General features: G+C 42.5%; 3 protein-coding genes. All 3 read right to left on the bottom strand.

Translation table 11 applies throughout. The features are described from left to right. Positions 1 to 283: 283 nt before the first annotated feature. Positions 284 to 691: a hypothetical protein gene (locus tag ACFIMQ_RS08990; RefSeq protein WP_375703883.1), complete on the bottom strand. Its 408-nt coding sequence runs from the start codon at positions 689 to 691 to the stop codon at positions 284 to 286. Continuing rightward, on the bottom strand, positions 688 to 1,749 hold the full coding sequence (locus ACFIMQ_RS08985) for a filamentous hemagglutinin (protein ID WP_375703882.1): 1,062 nt from the start codon (positions 1,747 to 1,749) through the stop codon (positions 688 to 690). The genes ACFIMQ_RS08990 and ACFIMQ_RS08985 overlap by 4 nt, the downstream gene beginning before the upstream one ends. Then, positions 1,680 to 4,291, bottom strand: a 2,612-nt coding sequence (locus tag ACFIMQ_RS08980; RefSeq protein ID WP_375703881.1) for a hemagglutinin repeat-containing protein, incomplete at its 5' end; no start/stop codon positions are given. The genes ACFIMQ_RS08980 and ACFIMQ_RS08985, both read right to left, overlap by 70 nt.

Below are 4,291 nucleotides of genomic sequence, written 5' to 3'. Positions count from 1 at the left end.
GCACCTGGTTTTTCCCATAATGCTAAAGTTGATGGAGGAGGTTGGTTAATACATCCAGCTGTAGTTAAGAGAGCTATACAACTCAATAGTTTTAAGATTTTCTTCATTATTCCCCTCTTTCAATGGATTTATTTACAATAAACAGCTCATAAGCTTGTTGATATTTTCTGTCACCACTGTTTAAACAACGGTGAACAATATTGAAATGGTTGCTTGAGGAAACAATCCCGCACAGGCATGTAAAAACGTGAGTGTGGGGATTGTCGGTCATCACAAACAAAACTTAAGGTTTGCATTCAGGTTGTACTGGACTTCTTTTACAAAAAGGGCTGTTCAAGCGCTTCTTGACACTGCGCTTTGGGATGACAGCACCAGGACGACAAATCGGAAGGTCTCTCCCGTTAAAAGGAGAACACCAGCTACCCCTCCCTTTATAATGGAACCCTGCTTGGATCATACAAACATGAATAGATGCCCATCCATTATCGCTTACCTCTCTATTTTCTGAATCAGAATTAATAAGGCTCGGCATTCCACATTCTAATAAGGCTTTTCCTATCTCGGTAGAATCTGCACCAAGTTTCTCCCACCAATACACTTCTCCTGGAGGAGTCTTATCGATATTTGATATGTCACATCCAGAAATACTTAACAGAATAAGCCCGCTGAATAATTTAAACCGTGTATTCATTTTTTTCTCCATAAATTACCTAAACCTAAATTATCTAAAATTGCATGAGGTGCATAAACTGCTATTGTATGATATGTTCCATAGCGCCCACTACACTCTTTACTTGCATCACCATAACAATTATGGGTACTAGGGTTATGGCCAATGAGAGCTCCCCCTTGCTCTCTCATTGGAATTGCTGATGGAAATAATACATAAGGGAACTTCAAGAGTACCTTATAAGCAGTAGGTGGATTATGACCAATTCCTATACCAATGGGATCAAATACATGGTTTTGTAAATAAACATGATCTTTTTTACCATCACTCACATAATAGAATGCATTCGCTATCGATAGAGAGTTATCAGCTGGTCCAAAAAGATAGATATCTGTTTTTTCTCCTATACCATGGATGCCACGATTTTTAAGGTCACGCAATCCATTGCCCCCTGTAAAGCTACCTCGGCTATGCATGCTAATAATCGCTTTGTCATTGCCATAACGAGTGATAAAATCTTGGAACTTTTTGGTTGAATTGGTCACCCCCCAAGAGCCCCCTTCAAAAAACTTTTGATAAAATGCTACCCCTAATTCTACCAGCACATCGTCAGCTTGGGGAAAGTATGTAAAATAAAGGGGACCATTTTTATTAACAGCCAATTGGACAGCATTACCCGCAGCATCATCTGGTGAATTAAAAATGCCATTGTAGAACATATAAACAGCACCATTAGGGCCTTTTTGTAAATGCTTTTCTTCCTCTGGCTTTAAAAAGTGATACAGAGTGATATATTTTCCATCATTGCCTTTTATATACTCTCCATTTTCATCGGTTAAATAGAGGACATTGCCATTTTCATCATGCGCAACCTCACCTACTGGGTGCTCTTTGACATTTGTGATTTTATAAATTTTATCAAGGTATCCCAATCCTTCATCCGATAAATCATTGATCATATCTACGCGATTATGCACTGCTCCCTCAAGCGGTGCGACATCTAGCTGTTCTACTGCTTGGTGGGCTGTAGCGGTGTTGCGGTTGAGAGAGCCAATGATTTGTCCAGCATCTTGCCCCATCGCCCTCTGTCCAGTTGTATCAGTAAGGATGATAGTCCCATCACTGATAGCAGATTTGGTTTCCCCTTCTGCTCCATCATGCGCTTTTTAGAGGCTTCTTCACTATATTTTTTATAGGCTTTATCGCTGTATTTAAATCCTTCTTCCAGCAATTGTGTTGCCATTTCACGGTCTTCACCAGCTGTTTGTTCCAGCTGAGTGACATCTATTTGTGATACACCCTTATGAGCTTCAGCGGTATTACGGTTAAGGGAAGCTATGGTTTGATCAACGCCTTGCCCTGTCAATGCCTTCTGCCCTGCTTCATCAGTAATGACGATGGTGCCATCGCTAATGGCAGATTTGGTATATCCTTCCCTTGAATCCTGTTGTTCTGCATGATCTAAAACATTTTTGGCAATGTTTTTAGCGATGTCGTATTCGCCCATTGCACCACCCGCTGCAATGCTAATCCCATCACTGCTGGCTTTGGCACTCGCACTGTTGGTAATATCACTGGTGCTGATGCTTCCTGTGGTCAGGCTGTTTTTTTCTGCCAAGGCTGTGCTTTCAATAATACCTCCAGTCAGCGTTGTTTTATCTTTAACGGTGATCTCAAAGCCGTCATCACGGGCTTTAATGCCTGATTGTTCCACAACACTGTGATAATCGCTGGAGGATTGATCATTTTGGAAAGAGACGTTTATTGATGCACCATCAGGCTTTCCATTGCCTTTAACCCCAACAGAAACAGAGTTTTTTTTGCTGGAACTTTGTCCCGTATCACTGCGGCTGACAACGGTAAAATCACCTCCTACTTCCATTTCTACACGCTCTCCAGAAACCACGGCGCCTGCCAATGTGGTGTTTGCCCCACTCGTGGTATGAACAGTGCCGGTGCCAATAAGATAGCTGTTCTTTTGTTGAACCTGTTCACTGGAACCTTCTCCTTGACTAAAAGAGATATTGCCGGTTACTTCCCTACCACCAGTACCATAACTATACCCAACATTCATTGAAGCGCTTTGGCTATGTTTTTGTTTGCTTTGCGTGTTTTGCGCACTTTCAAAGATGATATCTTTACCTGCTCCCATGGTGATATTCCCGCTCTGTGTATCATTGCTTTGCCTCGGGTTTGTACCAGCGATAATATCGGCTCCAACACCATGGATGCTACCTTTGTGGGCTTGCATATTAACAGCGCGTCCTGCTTCTATTGTATCTGTCACCGCTGTGGAGACTTGAGAAGAGGCTTCTGTCTTCCCTGTCTCAAAGCCCACTGTCACACTAGCTGAAACATCAGCCATATTGGCAAGAGCACCTTTTGGTGAGCCACCCTTTATCCCATTGTAAAGATCTTTGCTTTTGTTATAGAGATCATAGCCTTTTAGACCAGAAATAAGACCATTGCCGATTTTGTGTTTTGTATCCCCATGACCAAAACGTTTGACTGCATCCTTTACATCTTTTACTGTACCAAGAATACCCACATTGACAGAACCTGTAACACCAGCAAAGAAATTTTCATGTTTTTTTTGTGTCTTAGAGATATCTTGGCTTTCCGAAAGCGTGATATTATTGCCAGCATCGATGTTCACATCACGATCAGCTAAAACATCTGCCGCTTGCATGTTCACATCACGATCCGCAGTAATCTGCACATCTTGGCGTGCTGTGATGTGCGATTGAATGGAAGCTGTTTCCCATTGATCACCGGTGTCCTTCGTGCTCTTAACCCCAACACCCAATGAAACACTGCTGCTGCTCTTTCCAAACTGAAACCCAAAACCTTCCCGTTCTTCTACAGAGTTTGATTTATGGCTATTATGACCAACAAGCACATTGACATCACGGGCTGCGGTAAGATTAATATCTTCCCCTGCAAGATCAGAGCCCACAATTGTCACATCTTTTTTCTTGGCAATGATGTTGATAGTGCCATACGCATTCAAAGAAGAGCCTTGATGTTCAAAACTCTCTTCATTTTGCACCTTTTCCTCACTCCCATATATCGATAAAAAGCCCTTGCCTGAACCCGCGCCAAAACCAGATGCATGTTCTTCTGAGTGGCTGCTATGGTGATCTTGCATGCCATCAATCGTCACATTTTCTGCTGTCACATTGATGTTTTGACCTGAAAGCAGATGAGAAGCAGAAATCTTGGCATCTCCTTGTGCGTCTATGTCAACGTTGCCCGTTGCACCCAGAACAGAGGAGACCGTTGTGGTGTGCAATTGAGATGTGTTGGAAGATTCCTCGTAAAAAAATCCACTTAACGACGATTGCTGTTGTTGGTCAAACTGTTCTTGGGCTCCTTTTATGAGAATATTCCCACCAGAATGAATAGAAACATCCGCTTTTGCCTGATCTTCTGCTGTTTCCTTTCCTTTGCCAGCAAAAAGCATAGACCCAATGATTGTGGTATCATTGCCAGATTCAACAGCAACCCCTTCACCCCCTGTTATGCTTGACCCCACAACTTGGCTCACATCCATCTTGTTATGCTCAGATTTACTGCTACTAAACACCCCACCGTCTTTATGGTACGACATCTCATAATGTA

This window comes from Bartonella sp. AD13SXNS, assembly GCF_042196465.1.
Taxonomy (GTDB): Bacteria; Pseudomonadota; Alphaproteobacteria; order Rhizobiales; family Rhizobiaceae; genus Bartonella.
This window is presented reverse-complemented; position numbering and strand designations above follow the sequence as displayed.